Raw genomic sequence first — 17,213 nt, forward strand, 5'->3', positions numbered from 1 at the left:
ACAGTTAGCGCCTTTTTTCATCGTCTGGCTTTTGAGCTTACGCGTAGCTGGTTGCTATCTCACCAATGCGCTGGAGCATGGCGTGCAAGCCATTGCTTCGTGTCGGGCTCAGGTGCTTATCAAGCCCCAGCTTTGCCAGAAATTCCGGCTGAGTCGCCAGAATATCCGCAGGGGTGCGGTTGTCGTAGACTCGCAGTAAAAGCGCGATCAGGCCTGAAACGATAGCCGCATCACTGATGGCATGCAGTTTTATTTTGCCATCGCTGAATTCGTGATGAATCCAGACCTGTGACTGGCAGCCGTTGATCTTGTTCAGATCTGTTTTCCATTCTTCCGGGAATTCAGGCAACTGTTTACCCATATCGATGATGTACTGATACTTGTCCATCCAATCGTCAAAAAACTCAAACTCATCAACAAGATCTAACTGCGCCTGATTGATTTCGGACATAACGCTGCCTTCCAGTGTCTGTATTTAGGTAAAAGATGAAATGATGTGGCTGAAAGCGTCGCTAAACAGCAGTCAGCCTGATATCTCACACAATAAAAGACCAAGTATATCAGTCAGTAAATGTTTCGTCAGTGGGATGCCAGCCCGTGATGGTAGACCAGGGCAACCCAAAAACTGGCCCCGATTGCGAGTATCTGGTCGTTGAAATCATAGTGTGGGCTATGCAGCGTACAGCTGCCCTCGGTTGGACCGTTGCCTAACCAGAAATAACACCCCGGTACTTCTTTCAGGAAGTAGGAGAAATCTTCGGCCCCCATGCTGGGTGGAAGCTGGCTTTGTACAAAATGTGTACCGAGCATTCGTTTGCCGATGGTTTCAAGGGCTTTGGTTGCTTTGGTCTGGTTGATGGTGGCCGGATAAGCGCCGCCAAAGGCTATGGAACCGGTTGCGCCAAATCCAGAGCATATATTAAGCACAAGATCCGTCATGCGCTGATGAAGAAACTCGTGGGTTTCATCGTTCAGCGCCCGGGTTGTGCCCCTCAGAACCACTGTGTCCGGAATGATATTGGTCGTTGTGCCGGCATCCATCTGGGTAACGCTGATCACGCCGGATTCCAACGGACTGATATTCCGGCTGACAATACTTTGAAACGCTGTGATTAACTGAGCCGCGATCACGGTAGGGTCTGTACCCAGATGAGGCATCGCCCCATGGCCGCCGACGCCTTTGATCAGAATCTCAAAGGTATCCATGCCCGCCATAACAGGACCGTCATGAACGGCAATGTGTCCGGCTTCAAGCCCCGGCCAGTTGTGAAGGCCAAACACATAATCGGCGGGATAATCTTTGAATATACCCTGATTGACCATAACCCGTGCGCCGCCCTGTCCCTCTTCTGCAGGCTGAAAAATCAGAACAACTTCGCCGGCAAAATCGGGATGTTCTGCCAGATATCTGGCCGCTCCCAATAGCATGGTTGTGTGCCCATCATGACCGCAGGCGTGCATTTTTCCCTGATGCCGGGAGCGATGTGCAAAGGTGTTGGCCTCATCCAAAGGAAGCGCATCCATGTCTGCCCTAAGGGCGATGGTAGACCCTTCACCTGCCTGCCCCTTGATGCGGGCCATAATCCCTGTCTCAGCCCAGTTGCGGGTGTGCTCAACGCCCCATTCGGTCAGCTTGGATGCAATCAAGTCTGATGTCTTCTGCTCCATATAGGCCAATTCAGGGTGAGCATGTATCTGGTGTCGCCACTGTATCATTTCCTGATGACGGGCCGAGCCAGCCTCTATAACCGGCTGAATAGTCTTTGTAAAATCAGTCATAAGTCGCCTTTTTCTTATTATCCACTTAACAGGTTTCAGCTTTCAGCGTCCACGGCATCGCCAGTTCCGGTATTAATTGCATCATGCCACGCCTCATCTTCAGCATGAAAATAGATAGCTGTAGTTTCTAATTGACTATGTCTTGCCGTCTTACTGACAAGGCGAAGATCAACACCTTTATCTGCCAGATGAGTAATCGCCGTATGCCGAAACCAGTGGGTTGACGCCTGTCGCATTCGCGTTGCAGACTCCGGAAAACCCGCCTCAATCAATTCGGCAGAGTCGGTAAGAATTTTCTTACTCAACCGATAAATCAAGTTAGGGCTTACGCCTTTTGTGCCCCGTGTTGAACGAATAAAAGGGCTCTCATCATCAGGATCCGGCATTGCAGTCAAGCCGAGAAAATGTCGGTAACGCTTGATCTGTGACACCAAAGGCTCAGGAACAGGAATTTCAGCGTACTTCTTCCCCTTACCCAAAACCCGCCACCACCAGCGCCCCCGACGCAAGAAAAAATCATTCATACGACAAGCGGCAACTTCACTGGCTCTGGGCGCCAGATAGTAAAGAAAATAAAGCAGCGTCTTTTCACGGATAAACTCTCTCTGACTTTTCTCTGAGCAATCACCGTTTGACTCCGCATCACCCTCATAACGTTTAAAGATGTGACCAATGTCATCCTGCTCCAGATAGCGCTCTATCTTTTTGCTTCGCTGGGCCTGCTGGCCATCAGAACCTGCCTGACGTATCAAAGCAAAAGGATTTCCTCTTAAATAATCGGCATCTCTTAAATAGTTAAACAAGCCTTTAAGAATTGTAAATGTTTGCCTTTGACTTGACGCACTCAAGCCCGTTTTAAAAGGCTTCCAGTCGGGAGATGTTCTGGCACAAGGCTTACCGCACCACTGAGCGACGGGCTCTGGCCGCCTAACAAACACCTGATAGTCTGCAATATCCTGTCGATTGAGATCAGATAACGCCTTGCCCTGTTTGTACCAGCACCAAAGAATCAGGCGCTCAGCCTCTCGGCGATAACTACGAAAGGTCTCTGGCGAGTGCTGGTATTCCAGAAGCCAGCTTTGTACAGCCTCAAGGTCAGTTTTAGCGGCTATCTGGGGTGTCACTTCATTTCTGTTAGCCCCAAACCGTCCAGATAAAGACTCAGGCAGACGAACTTGCTCAGAAACTAGACGCTCAAGAGGGGCAATATTACCGCCGGTCCTCTCTTTGTTTTTACTGCGGATTCTTTCTTCTGAATTCCGATCAATCAGTACAGTCATTTTTTAGCGCCTTTCGGGTGCGTCAATATCCATTCTACTTTACTCCTGGCCCACTTTTACCCTGCTAAAGCAGCATCAAGCCCAAGCCAAGCATTTTAGCAGTGTAATTTTAAAAATTCACGGTTATTAGAGTTACCGTGAATTTGCATACATATTGATTATATATTTTACGTAATACATAATACGTAACAACAATTAACAACCATCATCATGCGCGTTATCAGATTAGGAATAAGTGAAAAATGGCGAGAAATGGCATTAGTTATAACGACGTGAAACAAGCCATCGACGAGATGCAGTCAGAAGGACTAAACCCCACAATTGCCGGATTAAGGGAAAGGCTGGGTACAGGAAGCTTCACCACCATTTCAGAACATCTGAAACGCTGGCGGTCAGAGCGACAGCAGCAGCCTATGGTCGCAGGCGGTTCCCCTGCTCCGGACAATCTGAACAGTATGGTGCAGGCGGTATGGCAGCAGGCCCGTGAAGATGCCACCAAAGAGCTTGAAAGCTACAAGCAGGAGATTCAGAAAACCTTGGATCAGGCTGAATCTGAAAAGCAGGAAGCCATAGAGCAGGCGGTTGCAACGGAAGAGCGTAATAAGTGGCTGGAAGAGAAAAATCAGGCTTTGCTTGAAGAGATACGCCTACTGGAAAAACAGGCTGGCATCAGTGAGATAAACATTGAACAGTGTCGGGAAGAAAATGAGGCGCTCTCCCTCTCGGTCGAAAGCAGCAGGGAAACACTAAACGCCAGCGAAAAACAGATCACAGATCTGAAAAAACAGTATGCAGAGCAGACCACTGCCCTTGAAACAGAACATAAAAAACAGACCGCAAAACTTCAGTCTGATCTGCAAAGCGCCCTTTCACTGTTTGAAGCGCAACTGAATGAGGAAAGAAAGCGGAGCGAAGCGTCAGAACAACACTGGATCAAACAGATTGATCTATTAAGACAACAGTTAAAAGATAAAGAATTGCATCAGAACGCTAATGAGAAGAAGCTGCTTGAACTAAACACGCTTCAACATAACCAGACCAAAACGTTTGCATTGGCATTAAACGAGCTACAGACACACCTTAATTCACAAAGCAATATCGAGAGAGAGAATCAAAACACCCTAATAGCATTGCATAAGTCATTAAAAGGGCTTGAAGAGGCAGGTAAAGAGGAACTAAACAAATTAACACTGAAAAGCCAAGAGTATTTCAACCGGCAGGAAGAGTATCAGGCATACCTGAATGACAGCGTACTGGAGCTTGCAAACAAGATCCTCAAACTGGAAAAAAGTGCAAAATAAAAAAAGGGCCGACTAAAAAGTCGGCCCTTAAACGATGGGGGAATCACAATCAGAAAGATACGTTGTAGGCAAAAGAGAAGACATTAGCGCTGGACTCATAATCCGCATCCAGCTGACCACGGGGAGCATCCTCGGTAGAGCCATTCGGGAAAGAACCATCACGAATAACACTGACATCATCAATATCAACACGTGTGTATGCTGCTGTAATCTCACCTGCACGACCAAAGTCGTAGCTTGCACCTAAAGACAACCACTTACGATCGCCGTCCGGAGTACGCGCAGAACGATACTCATCAGTGGCAGGAGAGTTGTCGACCGCAAGACCTGTTCGCAAAATTAGTTTGTCAGAGGCTTGATAGTTAGCACCAACGGAGTAAAACCACTGATCTTCAAATTCAAAACTCAGAACAGTATCATTCTGCGATTTTCCATCTTCACCCTTTTCAAACTTGATACGCATTTCATCCAACGAACTCCAACCAGTCCGCATTGCTGTCACGCCCAATGTCAATTTACTGTTTAGCTCGTGCTCAGCACTTAAGGTCAGTACAGATGGGAATGTCAGGTTATCGGAAATCGCAGCATTATCAATACCTGCTCCTTTAGCCACGACTCCAATGTTTTTACTGTATTCTGCATCACCCTCGAACTCAAAATCCACATCGCTTCTATAACCCAACCCTAAGCGCGTCCCTTTGACTGGCTCGTACATAGCTCCAAAAGAAAAAGCATAAGCAATATCATCCGCTTCTAAAGAGCCGTAACCATCATCATTAGGAGACAATGGGTTACGGATAGCCGAATCAAGTTGAACTTCACCTCTGTGAACCTGAATGCTTCCCCCAACAGATAATGAGTTATTCAGCTGATGCGCAATTGAAGCCGATAAGGAAATATCTTTAACACCTGTTTTTGCCGAGTGGTAGCGCCCAGCCCATTCATCACCATATTCACCGGACAAACCAAAAGGAACGTTTAAAGACGCGCCAACAACAGTCTTATCACTCAATGGATAAGCAAAATAAATTGAGGGAACAAATGTATCATCTACAACATTTCCGGGGGCTTTATTACCCAAATTCTGAGCAGGAACAGGGATTTGCCCGCCAGTCATAGTATTATAATCAGGACTTGATGCAGAGTTCACCGTGACATCCATATCCGGCATCACATAAGCACCAGATACATAAAGCTCTTTACTTTTAGCATTGGTAAAAAGAGCCGGGTTCCAGAAGCTAAAAGAAATATCAGAACGACTGGCTGCAGCACCTGCCAAAGCATTACCTGATGCAGTCGCACTATGATCATTAAGAGCAAAACCTGCCGACATCGCCTGACCACTGAGAAGTGTCGCCACTACTGCCAAAGATAACTGAGTTGGGGGAAAAAATTTTATCTTCATATTCGAATGCCTTTTGTGGATATTGTTTTTATTTTCGAGCCAAGCTCTAAAACATACGTTTGAATAGATTTGCATTCGAAGTTGCTTTTGTCAAATACAAAAAAACAATAAAAAAATCAAACACCAGGCCAATAAAAAACACCTTAAAAACAATGAATTATCCATTATTTGCAAACGCAGCATTTAGGAATAGTTTAAATTAATTTAAGCAGCAAACAATGAAGACAAAAAACAAGGGATTGACACGTAAAATATGAGGTTATTAGAGACAAGGAAGAAAGGTCGCAAGTACAAAAAAGTAAACTAGGTCACCGCCGCAGGACTCAGCCAAGAGTTGGTAAGGAAAGAGAACAACTCATGGTGTGCGATTGAGTAGAGAAGGAAAGCCTATACCCTGCAAGCGGTGTCAGCTGACGCAGTCAAGACTGACTGCGTCAAATCAACAACAAATAAAATGCTTAGAAAGCAAATTTACCTTGGAAGTTGATGTTGGTCATATCAGTACCTTCACCGGAACCAAAATCAGTTACATTCTGGACTTCAGCACCAAATTCTAGACCACTAGGCATTTTATAGAAGGCATTAACAAACACGGTCGTTTGATCTTCGGAGCCACTAGCACCGAAAGATTTAACCTCAGCCATTGCATTGGCACTTAAACCACCACCAAGTGCCATACCTAAACCACCGGAGAAGGCATTCCAATCAGCATCAACGTCGTCATTACCACTACTTGTGAACGAACCAACTACTTTCATGCCATCAGTGATACCCATATTAACCGATGCAGTTAAGTGCACCCAATTACTATTCTTGCCATCTGATCCGTTTTCGTTAACCAATGCTGCACCTGCAAAAATTTTCGCACTACCAGCGTTAGCGGTTAAACCTGCAGCAATATCAGGAACATTTGGCCCATCAGTACCTGCAGTGCCCTTACCCCAGTCTTCTACACCGAAGCTCAGCTTTGCACCGCCCATATCCATGGTGCGGGCAATCATAGGGTGGCGGTTTGCATATACTGAAGCACCGGTCAGACCAACAAAATCAACTGTTGGCAGAATACCGTTAAGGTTAGCAGCAGAAGACCACGTCTGACCCACTTTCCAACCATCAACCATCACTACGGCATGGCGCATTCGCAGGTTACCCTGATTACCATTTCCATAATAATCACCTTCAAACAGTACGGTCGCGTTGGACGAACCAATATTTGTTTGTTTCAGATTGAAACGGCTTTTAACAGCTGATCCACCAGTATCATTAGTATCGGAACCTCCATCTACGGATTTGCTATCCATAGAAAATTCAGCGGCAACGTAACCCCCGTAAGAGAATTCGGCCTGAGCAGTGGTAGACATCGCTGCGGCTGCCAGTGGAAGAAGAATAGTTCCTGCAATTTTGTGCTGAAGTTTCATGTTTTTCCTTACCTTTAGGTTGTTGTTATTAGTGAGGCAATCAGACGGAAATTGTCTTTGCTTTTGCCTCACTCAATAGGAATTTGTTTTTGTTATCGAGAGTGTGGCTTGGCTTCTCGTCAGAGCTGAGATTCTGAAAATTTGACGTTTGTGTCAACAGTGCTTTCTGCACCAAGAGTAAGCCTTGGCGCGTTATATGGCACAACAATGGTTCAAAAAATGCGATTCGATTATTTTTTTTGTAATAAAAACATGCCTAATCAAACTACCTTACAGCCGTTTAAATATCATGACCAATAGGTCACGGTTGATCAAAAAAAATCCCTCACAAGTCGGGATTTTTAGATTTTCTCACAAATGCAATTACGACCAAGGTATTGGTTTTCAGGGGTTTTTCCTGAAGGATGAGTGAGCCGAATGCTTTAAAAAACGCATAACCCCCTTGTGTACAGGGGCTATTTTCGTATCAAAATCAAATGCCTGATCCCGGCGTATCCCTTTAAGGGCAGGGTGCATTTGGGCCAGGCTTTCAAAGTTATTAAAAATGACGTTACTCAACTCAAATGCCGTTCTCTCCGATAATGTTTCAGCCGAGACCAATCGCGCTGTCAGTTTAATAGTAGCGATCGGGTCAGGGTTTCCTCGATAGAGGGCACCACTAATTTCTCCGGCACTATAAAACGGGTACAAAGCAGAGAACTCTTTAATAAGCTCATCCGGAAGAGGGATAATGATACTTTCGCAAAAAGTTGTCGCTTCAGAAATGGAAGCATTGGGATGACCGACAACGTATACAAATGCATCAATCCGACCCGAACACAGCGCCTCTGACATATCTGAAGCGGATAGCTCACTGGCTATCTCAAAGTCATTATAATCCCATCCTAATGTACTCAGTATCAGGTCCATGGTCCGTCTTTGACCAGATTCAGGGCTACCTAAATTAACCTTTTTTCCTTTAAGATCCCGGAATGTTTTAATACCGCTGTCTTTACGGGCAACAATGGTCAAAGCTTCAGAATGAAGGTTCATCAATGTCCTGAGACCTTTACTGGCACCTTCTTGTGCAAAAATTGAAGACCCCATTGCCGCATGGTAAAGCCAATCAGGCTGAACAATTGCTAAATCTAACTCTCCCCGCTTAAGTGCATTCAGGTTATAAGTTGATCCCTGAGTACTCTCTACAGCACATCGGATACCATGAAGATTCCGTTCTTTGTTCACCAAGCGACAGATCGCACCACCGGCAGGATAGTAAACCCCAGTCAAATCCCCAGTACCCACAACGATAAAATCTGAGTCAGCCTTCACAGGAAAGTGAAACGAGAATAAAAACAGAACAAATAAAAACTTGCGCATAAAGTACGTCCGAAATGTTAAAGCATGCCAAACACAATGAAAGCTATAAGAACCCGGACCAAAAGCAACAAAAAAACCAGCCGAAGCTGGTTTTTTTGTTGCAGGTCAAATCAGGAGATTATTTGAAGTAAGCGTTATCCGTCACAGTGTGATCGGTAACATCACGAACGCCTGTCAACTGAGGGATTTTCTCCATCAGGGTCTTCTCGACGCCATCTTTCAAAGTTAAGTCAACGGCTGAACACCCCTGACAACCACCACCAAACTGAAGGATAGCAAGGTTGTCGTCAGTAAGTTCAACAAGCTTAATCTCACCGCCGTGGGCCGCGAGCCCCGGATTAATGTCAGAATAAAGAACATAGGTAACCTGCTCAGCCAGCGGGCTGTCAGCGCTTACTTTTGGCATCTTAGCATTAGGAGCTTTAATCGTGAGCTGACCACCCATACGGTCCGGATTGTAATCGACAACAGCTTCTTCAAGATATGCAGAGCTGGTTTTATCCAAGTACACAGGGAAAGCAGCCCCTTCCTGAAGAACGTCCTCTGCTTCTTCTTCCCCTGGGCGGCAATAAGCCAGGCAGGTTTCAGCGTAAGGAGTACCGGGCTGGGTCACAAAAACACGCACACCGATGCCATCAGCATCCTGTTTACTAAGAAGCTCACCCAGATATTTTTGAGCACTTTCGGTAATTTCGATAATGGCAGACATGGATCGTCACCTAAATTCCACAATGAATGATTAAAGGGCATTTTAGGGCAAAAGCGGTGAGATTTAAATACCCAACCATTTTAATCAGGCTTTATCTTCCAAGAAACGAATATTCTGACTGATCATTAAAATTCTGCACGTTATCGCAAAAAAAATTCAGGGTCAGAGAAAAATGTCTTTGGTAAGGTTTGCCGCTGCTTAAAAGCCCGGAATTTCTGTCACAACAGTTATAAGTAAATACCGAAACAGATATAAGTATCTGATCTGACTAGGATCTCTTAAAACTGTGTTTTATTTGATAGAATACATCAATCTTACGCGATTGATTCAGAGACAGCGACATATAACACCTCAATATCAACGAAAGTCGCTTACTTTTGTATCGCCTAACCTGTTTATACCCGTTCGGAGCACCCTGAGAAATGAGTCTGGAAACACGTGTCAAAACCCTGAAAGCCGCACTTAAAAGACGAATTCTAATACTGGACGGCGGTATGGGCACCATGATTCAGGGTGAAAAACTCACCGAAGATGATTTCCGCTCAGAAAGGTTTAAAGACTGGCCATCAGACATCAAGGGAAACAACGACCTTTTGGTGATTACTCAACCAGATCTGATTCAGCGTTTGCACAAAGGCTATCTGGATGCCGGGGCCGATATTCTTGAAACCAACTCCTTCAATGCGACTCAGCTGTCTCAGTCTGACTATGGCATGGAAGCACTGGCCTACGAACTGAATGTTGAAGCAGCCCGTGTAGCACGTTCTGCAGCTGATGAAAAAACAGCAGAAACCCCCGACAAGCCACGTTTTGTTGCCGGTGTCCTCGGCCCCACCAGTCGAACCGCTTCACTTTCACCGGATGTGAACGACCCGGGTTTCCGCAATGTGGACTTTGATACTCTGGCGGAAAACTACCGTGAGGCTACCAGAGGCCTGATCGAGGGTGGTGCAGATATTATTCTGATCGAAACTATTTTCGATACCCTAAACGCCAAAGCCGCACTATTTGCCGTACAGGATGTGTTTGAGGAGGTCGGTGTTGAATTACCGATCATGATCTCAGGTACTATTACCGATGCATCAGGCCGTACTCTTTCTGGCCAAACCACTGAGGCTTTCTGGAACTCAATTCGTCACGCTAAGCCTCTGTCTGTTGGTCTTAACTGCGCGCTGGGTGCTACCGAGCTACGCCCCTATCTCGAAGAACTCTCCAATAAGGCTGATACCCACGTCTCAGCACACCCTAACGCAGGCCTGCCGAATGAGTTTGGCGAATATGATCAGACCGGTAAAGAGATGGCTGTTATTGTCGAAGAGTTCGCAGCCAGTGGTTTCCTGAATATCATCGGTGGTTGCTGTGGTACTACGCCAGAGCATATTCAGGCGATTGCTGAAGCCGTTGCCAAACACCAGCCTCGTCAGATCCCCAATCTGCCCAAAGCCTGTCGCCTGAGCGGACTTGAGCCCTTCAACATCGGTGCTGACAGCCTGTTCGTCAACGTCGGTGAACGTACCAATGTCACCGGTTCTGCCCGCTTTAAACGCCTGATTGTAGAAGAAGACTATGACACCGCCCTGGAGGTTGCTCAGGAGCAGGTCGAAGGTGGCGCACAGATCATCGATATCAATATGGATGAGGGCATGCTTGAGTCTCAGTCTGCCATGGTGACCTTCCTGAATTTGGTTGCGGCCGAGCCTGAAATCGCCAAAGTCCCTATTATGATCGACTCCTCCAAGTGGGAGATTATCGAAGCCGGTCTGAAGTGCGTACAGGGCAAACCTGTGGTGAACTCCATCTCCCTGAAAGAGGGTGAAGAAGCCTTCCGCCACCATGCCAAACTCTGCATGCGTTATGGTGCAGCCATTATCGTCATGGCCTTTGATGAGGAAGGTCAAGCAGACACCTTCGAGCGCAAGCGTGAAATCTGCAAACGCTCTTACGATGTACTGGTCAACGAAATCGGCTTCCCGGCGGAAGATATCATCTTCGACCCGAACATCTTTGCTGTAGCGACCGGTATCGAAGAGCACAACAACTACGCCGTAGACTTTATCGACGCTACTCGCTGGATAAAACAAAATCTGCCTCACGCCATGATCTCTGGCGGAGTGTCAAACGTGTCCTTCTCCTTCCGGGGTAACAACCCGGTGCGTGAAGCGATTCACTCCGTATTCCTCTATCACGCCATTAAAGAGGGCATGACCATGGGTATCGTGAACGCCAGCCAGCTGGCGGTTTACGATGACCTGCCTGCCGAACTGCGTGACTATGTAGAAGATGTGGTACTGAACCGCCGTGATGACAGCACCGATCGCCTGCTGGAGATTGCCGAGAAATACCGCGGCAACGGCGCGGAAGAAAAGAAAGAAGATCTGGAGTGGCGCTCCTGGCCGGTGACCAAGCGCATCGAACACGCACTGGTTAAAGGTATTACCAACTTTATCATTGAAGACACCGAAGCCGCCCGCCTTGAAGCTGACCGCCCGATCCAGGTGATTGAAGGCCCGCTGATGGATGGCATGAACGTGGTCGGTGACCTGTTTGGTGCCGGTAAGATGTTCCTGCCTCAGGTAGTGAAATCTGCCCGTGTCATGAAGCAGGCTGTTGCTCACCTGATTCCGTTTATCGAAGCGGAAAAATCCGGTGAAGTTGAAGCTAAGGGTAAGATCATCATGGCCACCGTTAAGGGTGACGTACACGACATCGGCAAAAACATCGTGGGTGTTGTTCTGCAGTGTAACAACTACGAGGTTGTTGATCTGGGCGTGATGGTTCCGGCAGAGAAAATCCTGCAGGCCGCTAAAGAGCACAACGCTGATATTATCGGCCTGTCCGGCCTGATCACGCCATCGCTGGATGAGATGGTGCATATCGCCAAAGAGATGGAGCGTCAGGAATTTGATATCCCGCTGATGATCGGCGGTGCCACCACCTCCAAAGCACACACTGCGGTTAAAATCGAGCCTCAGTACAAGCGTGGCCCGGTTATTTACGTGACTGATGCCTCCCGCGCCGTAGGTGTTGCCAGTAACCTGCTGAGCGATGAGCTGCGTGATGATTTTGTTGCCGGTCGTCGTAAAGAGTACGAAGAAACCCGTATCCGTAACGCCAACCGCCGCGCCAAGGCGGACCGCATCAGCTATGAAAAAGCCTGCGATAACAAACTGGCACTGGATTGGGATAACTTCAAACCGGTTAAACCGACCTTTACCGGTGTTAAGGCCTTTGACGATTACGATCTGAACACCATTGCAGAGCGCATCGACTGGACGCCTTTCTTCATGTCCTGGGATCTGGCCGGTAAATACCCGCAGATTCTGACCGATGACGTCGTTGGCGAAGCGGCTACCAGCCTGTTTGCCGATGCCAAAGTGATGCTGAAGAAGATTATCGACGAGAAACTGATTCAGGCCCGTGGCGTAATCGGCTTCTGGCCCGCCAACACGACGCAGGCGGATCAGATTGAAGTGTATGCCGATGAAAATCGCAGCGATGTCAAAGCGTTGCTGCAACATATCCGTCAGCAGACGCCGAAACCAGAAGGCAAACCCAACCTGAGCCTCGCCGACTACATTGCGCCCAAAGACACCGGTCTGGAAGATTACATCGGCGGCTTTGCGGTAAATGCCGGTATCGGTGCCGAAGAACTGGCTAACGCCTACGAAGCGGCCGGCGATGACTACAACTCCATTATGGTGAAAGCACTGGCGGATCGTCTGGCGGAAGCTTTTGCCGAGCACCTGCATGAGCGTGTGCGCAAAGAGTTCTGGGGTTACGCCAAAGATGAACAGCTGGATAACGACGCTCTGATTAAAGAGCAGTACCAGGGCATCCGCCCGGCACCGGGCTACCCGGCCTGCCCGGATCATACCGAAAAAGAGACCCTGTTCAGCCTGCTGGATGCGCCACAGCATAGTGGTCTGGAGCTGACCGAGAGCTTTGCCATGACCCCGGCTGCAGCCGTCAGTGGCTGGTACTTTGCTCATCCGGATGCCAAATACTTCGGTACCGGCAAGATCGATCTGGATCAGGTGGAACAACTGGCCGAGCGTAAAGGCAAGACCACCGAAGAGATGGAACGCTGGCTGATGCCGGTTCTGTCCTACGATCCGGCTTAATCTGTTCAGCCTGAACGTTAAGTCGTTTCATTGCGATCCCTGCTGACCCCACCCTCCTTTCAGCGGCAACGTGAGATCTTGAAACTCGCGCTGCCGCTGATCGGCGGTATGCTGTCCCAAAGCCTGATCAATCTGGTGGACTCCGCCATGGTCGGGGCTTTAGGCAGCACCGCTTTGGCGGCAGCTGGCGTTGCCGGTTACACAGCATTTGTTATTACCGCTCTGATTCTGGGCATATCATCAGCGGTTCAGTCCTCCACCGCTTATTACTATGGAGCTAAGTGCCAGGACTCTCAGAATAAAACGCTAAGTGCAGGCCTAGTGCTCGCCTGCTTGCTCTGCACTCCTCTGATCGCTTTCTTTTATCCACTAACAGGACTTATCCTTTCTTATATTAACTACGATGGCGCCGTAGTCGAATTAGCAGAGAACTATCTGGATTGGCGCGTGATTGGCCTGCTCGCAGTGGGACTGAATTTAGTTTTTCGCGGGTATTGGAATGGTACCCATCATTCAAAAATCTACTTTAAAACAATCATTTTTATCCATATCAGCAACATAGCAATTAGTTATTTATTGATATACGGCAAACTGGGGCTTCCGGCTATGGGGGTTGAAGGTGCTGGATTAGGCACCTGCATTTCTCTCTTTCTTGGTACCCTTATCTGGTTTGTCTATACCGTCAAAAAACTAGGCTGCCGTTCGTTTACCCGACTTGATATTGATACCCAAATCCTGAAACAGCTAGTCAATCGAGCCTTACCAAATTCACTACAACAGACTCTGTTTGCATCTGGCTACCTTGTGCTATTTTGGATTATCGGCCAAATCGGTTCTCTTTCGATCGCAGTGGGTCATGTTTTAGTCAATCTGTCTCTTTTAATGATCCTTCCGGCAGTAGGTTTAGGCATGGCTGCGACCAGCCTGGTAGGCCGATCTTTAGGCCAACAGGATGATATGGCCGCGCAGAACTGGGGCACTGATGTTGCTAAAATGGCCGTCCTGCTGCTCACCATCATTGCAATGCCTCTTACCCTGCTCGCCGAACCGGTAATTGGACTTTTCCTGATTGAGCCAGAAGCAATAACCCTTGGTGCTGAACTGCTGAAACTGACGGCCATCATGATGGTTATTGATGCCTCTGCAATCGTTTTGACCCAGGCGCTTTTAGGTGCCGGGGCCAGCAAGATGGTGATGCAGGTCTCTGTAACTCTGCAATGGGGGTTCTTCCTGCCGCTGGCTTTCGTGTTTGGTGTATACCTCGGCTTTGGTCTAACGGCAATCTGGTGGGTACAACTGGCTTATCGCTGCCTGAATGCCTCTGGTTTTATCTGGCTCTGGAAAGTCAAAGCCTGGTCGACAGCTTAAGCCCCCACTCCATACCCAAAAGCCGTTTTTAAACCTTCTTTTTTATTCCATTATGAAATAAATATATAGATATAAATTCATTTTAAGAATAAGAGAAGACTGCTATTGTTCAGCAAATCATGCGGTTAGTGTCTGTTTTTAATTAGAAAAGCACATCCGCTTTACCGTGACTTTTTGGCACTTTTGATACAGAAACCCTGTCGTAGGAAATTAAATGTATAAGTACGACGATTACGATCAGAAATTAGTTGATGAGCGTGTGATTCAGTTCAGGGATCAAACCCAGCGCTATCTTGATGGCAAACTGGAAGAGGCTGAATACCTGCCGCTACGTTTGCAAAACGGCATCTATGTGCAACGTCACGCTCCTATGCTGCGAGTTGCTATTCCATACGGCATGCTGAACTCTGCACAACTGCGCAAGCTTGCCTACGTAGCCCGCACCTATGACAAGGGTTATGCACACTTTACAACCCGTCAGAATGTGCAGTTTAACTGGCCTGCACTGGAAAACTGCCCGGATATCCTGGAAGAACTGGCGAAAGTTGAGATGCACGCGATCCAGACCAGCGGCAACTGCATTCGCAACACCACAACCGATCAGTTTGCCGGTATCGCAAAGGATGAGATCACAGATCCTCGCCCTTGGTGTGAGATTGTACGCCAGTGGTCGACATTCCACCCTGAATTCGCTTTCCTGCCGCGCAAGTTCAAGATTGCGATTAGCGGCACAGAAGAAGATCGTGCCGCGATCAAGGTTCACGATGTTGGCCTGCAGCTGGTCAGAAACGATGATGGTTCACTCGGCTTTGATGTTTTCGTGGGTGGTGGTCTGGGCCGTACGCCTATGATTGGTGATCTGGTACGCAAGAACCTGCCTGCCAAGCACCTGCTGACCTATCTGGAAGCGGTTCTCCGCGTTTACAACCAGTTTGGTCGCCGCGACAACAAATACAAAGCCCGTATAAAAATCCTGGTTAAAGCTCTGGGCGTAGAAGAGTTTGCCCAGCGCGTTGAAGCTGAGTGGGAACATCTGATTGATGGCCCTTCTACTCTGACTGAAAGCGCAATGACCAAAGCAGCGAGCTTCTTTATCGACCCGACATACGAAAACGCTCCGGACGAAGGCAACTTTGAACAGCAACGCACTGAAAACAAGGCTTTCTCCCGCTTCGTGACTAACAACACTCAGGCTCATAAGAAAGATGGCTACATTGCTGTAACCGTTTCTCTTAAGAAAACCGGTGTTGCACCGGGTGACGTAACCGATGCGCAAATGGATCTGATTGCCGATCTGGCTGACAAATACAGCTTCGGTGAACTGCGTGTCAGCCACCACCAGAACCTGATTCTGCCAGACGTGAAAAAGTCTGAACTGTTTGAACTGTGGCAGGTGCTGGAAGAAAACAGCCTGGCAACACCGAACATCGGCAAACTGACCGATATGATCTGCTGCCCAGGCGGTGACTTCTGTGCACTGGCTAACGCGAAGTCCATTCCGGTTGCAGAAGCGATTCAGCGTCGTTTTGATGATCTGGATCATCTGTATGATCTGGGCGATATCGAGTTCAACTTCTCTGGCTGCATGAACGCTTGTGGCCACCACCATATTGGTAACATCGGCCTGCTTGGCGTTGACCGTAAAGGTGAAGAGTTCTACCAGGTTTCTCTGGGGGGACGCTCTGGTTCTGATGCCAATATCGGTAAAATTCTGGGCCCTGCGGTTAAACAGGATCGTATCCCTGATGCAATTGAAGCCATCATTGGTGTTTATGTTGAAAACCGTATCGAAGGCGAGTCCTTTGTAGAAGCTTACCACCGCATCGGTCAGGCGAAATTTAAGGAGCGTGTTTATGCCTAAGATTATTCTGAACCAGGAAATCGTTGAGGATAACTGGGTTAAAGTCGACCTTGAAGCTGAACTGCCATCCAGCGGCAAAGTGCTGTTGCCTTACCCTCTATGGGTTGCAGGAGATTATGACGCCTCCGCATTTGAAGCCGTTGGTGTTTGGGTGCCTAACGATACCGTTTTCGGTGAAGAAGCCCTGAACCTAGCGGATCTGCCTTTGGTCGCAATCGACTTCCCGGTATTCAGCGATGGTCGTGGTTATACTCTGGCACGCCAACTGCGTGAACGCTTCAACTACCAGGGTGAACTGCGCTCAATTGGTGACGTTCTCCAGGATCAACTTTTCTTTATGAGCCGCTGCGGGTTTAACAGCTATGCCGTTCGTGAAGATAAATCGATTGAAGAAGCACTGACCGCCCTGAAACCATTCAGCAACGCTTACCAGGCCGCGCTGGACAAATCTCAGCCTCTGTTTGCCGAGCGCTGGAACTAAGGTTCAGGTTGATAAATACCCCGCTCAGTGAAGTGACCCCCAATAGTTGGACACCCAACATTGGGGGTTCTTTTTAAGCCGCTCACTCAAAATAGCTCTGGCTCAGAAGTGCCTTAATGGCACGCCAGCCA

Annotated in this window: 12 protein-coding genes; 5 read left to right on the top strand and 7 right to left on the bottom strand. The window is 47.9% G+C overall.

The window, feature by feature from the left end; translation table 11 throughout:
• Window positions 1-37: 37 nt before the first annotated feature.
• From AC4GL5_RS14960 to AC4GL5_RS14970, 3 genes are all read right to left on the bottom strand, one after another.
• A complete protein-coding gene (locus AC4GL5_RS14960; RefSeq protein WP_490383600.1) occupies window positions 38-451 on the bottom strand; it encodes a SufE family protein in 414 nt (137 codons plus the stop codon).
• A gap of 128 nt (window positions 452-579) precedes the next feature.
• Complete coding sequence (locus AC4GL5_RS14965; RefSeq protein WP_490383601.1) at window positions 580-1,779, bottom strand: M20 aminoacylase family protein; 1,200 nt, start codon at window positions 1,777-1,779, stop codon at window positions 580-582.
• Between the two features lie 35 nt (window positions 1,780-1,814).
• Window positions 1,815-3,059: a tyrosine-type recombinase/integrase gene (locus AC4GL5_RS14970; RefSeq protein WP_490383602.1), complete on the bottom strand. Its 1,245-nt coding sequence runs from the start codon at window positions 3,057-3,059 to the stop codon at window positions 1,815-1,817.
• A 242-nt stretch (window positions 3,060-3,301) separates the two neighbouring features.
• On the opposite strand from AC4GL5_RS14970, the gene AC4GL5_RS14975 reads away from it, so the two are divergent.
• Window positions 3,302-4,360 carry a DNA-binding protein gene (locus tag AC4GL5_RS14975; RefSeq protein ID WP_490383603.1) on the top strand — a complete coding sequence of 353 codons (1,059 nt, stop codon included), beginning with the start codon at window positions 3,302-3,304 and terminating at the stop codon, window positions 4,358-4,360.
• A 49-nt stretch (window positions 4,361-4,409) separates the two neighbouring features.
• On the opposite strand, the gene AC4GL5_RS14980 is transcribed toward AC4GL5_RS14975, so the two are convergent.
• The 4 genes from AC4GL5_RS14980 to nfuA form a co-directional block, all read right to left on the bottom strand.
• Complete coding sequence (locus AC4GL5_RS14980; RefSeq protein WP_490383604.1) at window positions 4,410-5,840, bottom strand: OmpP1/FadL family transporter; 1,431 nt, start codon at window positions 5,838-5,840, stop codon at window positions 4,410-4,412.
• A gap of 383 nt (window positions 5,841-6,223) precedes the next feature.
• Window positions 6,224-7,183 (bottom strand): hypothetical protein, encoded by a 960-nt coding sequence (locus AC4GL5_RS14985; protein ID WP_490383605.1) that lies wholly within the window; start codon window positions 7,181-7,183, stop codon window positions 6,224-6,226.
• Between the two features lie 384 nt (window positions 7,184-7,567).
• The gene (locus AC4GL5_RS14990; RefSeq protein WP_490383606.1) at window positions 7,568-8,542 is read right to left on the bottom strand and encodes a TAXI family TRAP transporter solute-binding subunit; all 975 of its coding nucleotides are present in this window, start codon (window positions 8,540-8,542) and stop codon (window positions 7,568-7,570) included.
• 118 nt (window positions 8,543-8,660) lie between these two features.
• On the bottom strand, window positions 8,661-9,251 hold the full coding sequence (nfuA, locus tag AC4GL5_RS14995; RefSeq protein WP_490383607.1) for a Fe-S biogenesis protein NfuA: 591 nt from the start codon (window positions 9,249-9,251) through the stop codon (window positions 8,661-8,663).
• Window positions 9,252-9,673: 422 nt separating this feature from the next.
• Here nfuA and metH point away from each other — a divergent pair, with 422 nt between their 5' ends.
• The 4 genes from metH to AC4GL5_RS15015 all read left to right on the top strand — a co-directional run bounded on the left by metH (window position 9,674) and on the right by AC4GL5_RS15015 (window position 17,082).
• Entirely contained in the window at window positions 9,674-13,372 is a 3,699-nt protein-coding gene (gene metH, locus AC4GL5_RS15000) for a methionine synthase (RefSeq protein ID WP_490383608.1), read from the top strand.
• 78 nt (window positions 13,373-13,450) lie between these two features.
• Window positions 13,451-14,740 carry an MATE family efflux transporter gene (locus tag AC4GL5_RS15005; protein ID WP_490383609.1) on the top strand — a complete coding sequence of 430 codons (1,290 nt, stop codon included), beginning with the start codon at window positions 13,451-13,453 and terminating at the stop codon, window positions 14,738-14,740.
• A gap of 214 nt (window positions 14,741-14,954) precedes the next feature.
• Entirely contained in the window at window positions 14,955-16,601 is a 1,647-nt protein-coding gene (locus AC4GL5_RS15010) for a nitrite/sulfite reductase (protein ID WP_490383610.1), read from the top strand.
• Window positions 16,594-17,082 carry a DUF934 domain-containing protein gene (locus tag AC4GL5_RS15015; RefSeq protein WP_490383611.1) on the top strand — a complete coding sequence of 163 codons (489 nt, stop codon included), beginning with the start codon at window positions 16,594-16,596 and terminating at the stop codon, window positions 17,080-17,082. Before AC4GL5_RS15010 ends, AC4GL5_RS15015 begins: the two co-directional genes overlap by 8 nt.
• Window positions 17,083-17,213 lie beyond the last annotated feature (131 nt).

The sequence above is a fragment of the Oceanospirillum sp. genome, from assembly GCF_982874595.1.

Bases quoted from the DNA above. Each gene is read 5' to 3' on its own strand.
- AC4GL5_RS15010 (WP_490383610.1), top strand. From the start codon at position 14,955: ATGTATAAGTACGACGATTACGATCAGAAATTAGTTGATGAGCGTGTG.
- AC4GL5_RS15015 (WP_490383611.1), top strand. From the start codon at position 16,594: ATGCCTAAGATTATTCTGAACCAGGAAATCGTTGAGGATAACTGGGTT.
- AC4GL5_RS14960 (WP_490383600.1), bottom strand. From the start codon at position 451: ATGTCCGAAATCAATCAGGCGCAGTTAGATCTTGTTGATGAGTTTGAG.
- metH (WP_490383608.1), top strand. From the start codon at position 9,674: ATGAGTCTGGAAACACGTGTCAAAACCCTGAAAGCCGCACTTAAAAGA.
- AC4GL5_RS14985 (WP_490383605.1), bottom strand. From the start codon at position 7,183: ATGAAACTTCAGCACAAAATTGCAGGAACTATTCTTCTTCCACTGGCA.
- AC4GL5_RS14990 (WP_490383606.1), bottom strand. From the start codon at position 8,542: ATGCGCAAGTTTTTATTTGTTCTGTTTTTATTCTCGTTTCACTTTCCT.
- nfuA (WP_490383607.1), bottom strand. From the start codon at position 9,251: ATGTCTGCCATTATCGAAATTACCGAAAGTGCTCAAAAATATCTGGGT.
- AC4GL5_RS14975 (WP_490383603.1), top strand. From the start codon at position 3,302: ATGGCGAGAAATGGCATTAGTTATAACGACGTGAAACAAGCCATCGAC.
- AC4GL5_RS14970 (WP_490383602.1), bottom strand. From the start codon at position 3,059: ATGACTGTACTGATTGATCGGAATTCAGAAGAAAGAATCCGCAGTAAA.
- AC4GL5_RS14965 (WP_490383601.1), bottom strand. From the start codon at position 1,779: ATGACTGATTTTACAAAGACTATTCAGCCGGTTATAGAGGCTGGCTCG.
- AC4GL5_RS14980 (WP_490383604.1), bottom strand. From the start codon at position 5,840: ATGCAAATCTATTCAAACGTATGTTTTAGAGCTTGGCTCGAAAATAAA.